1 protein-coding gene is annotated in these 716 nt (G+C 52.5%); it reads right to left on the minus strand.

Annotated features, from left to right (window positions below; all coding sequences use genetic code 11):
- The coding region (locus A8L45_RS24855) for a hypothetical protein (RefSeq protein WP_217492221.1) at nucleotides 1-550 on the minus strand (550 nt) is incomplete at its 3' end.
- Nucleotides 551-716: the final 166 nt, after the last annotated feature.

Genomic DNA, 716 nt, shown 5'->3' on the forward strand with positions numbered 1-716 from the left:
GGCCGGGGTTGCTGATATCCAGCAGCAGGGTGGTGGCGGTGGCCGAGGCATTGTTGAGGCTCAGGGTCCAGCTGAGGTTGGTGTTGTCCTCTTCAGCAACGGTGGTGCTGTCGGCGGTGAGTGAATCAACCGTTGGTGCAGATTCATCATCGTAAATGGTGCCCGTCGCCATTGAAGTGAATAATGGGCGAGCAATCCCCGCATCATTACTATGCTCAATGATATTCAGCATAACCACTTCGGTGCCTTCATAGACATCGTCATCCCGCAGTGCTGCTCGAATAAGCACAGATGAGGTTCCTGAGGGGGCCCTGAAGAAAAAATTTCCCTCATTCTGCACGTTTTCTTTCTGAACATTCCATGTCATGCCGCCATCTACCGAGATTTCAAATTCACCAATGTCACTGGTCTCTCCACCCAGCGTTGCCTCTTCTCTGTCTGGGCCGCCAGCAATAATGCCGATAGCGTTTATTTGCGTCCAGCTCTCGCCAAGGCTGGGAGAGGACAGGGTGGCTTCCCATTGAAGGTAAGCATCTTGCCCCTCTGTCACTGGAGCAGAGGCGGTGAGTTGCCAGGCAGGATCGCTATCGTTATCGTTTATGGTTACAGTGCCTGTGACGGCACTCTGTTGGTGGGTGGTTTGGGCACTGATGGTGAAGGTTTCATTGTGTTCATTTTGGGTATCATCGAAGGTATCAAACCGGACATCAAAGGCG

The organism is Veronia pacifica, assembly GCF_001707825.1.
GTDB lineage: Bacteria > Pseudomonadota > Gammaproteobacteria > Enterobacterales > Vibrionaceae > Veronia > Veronia pacifica.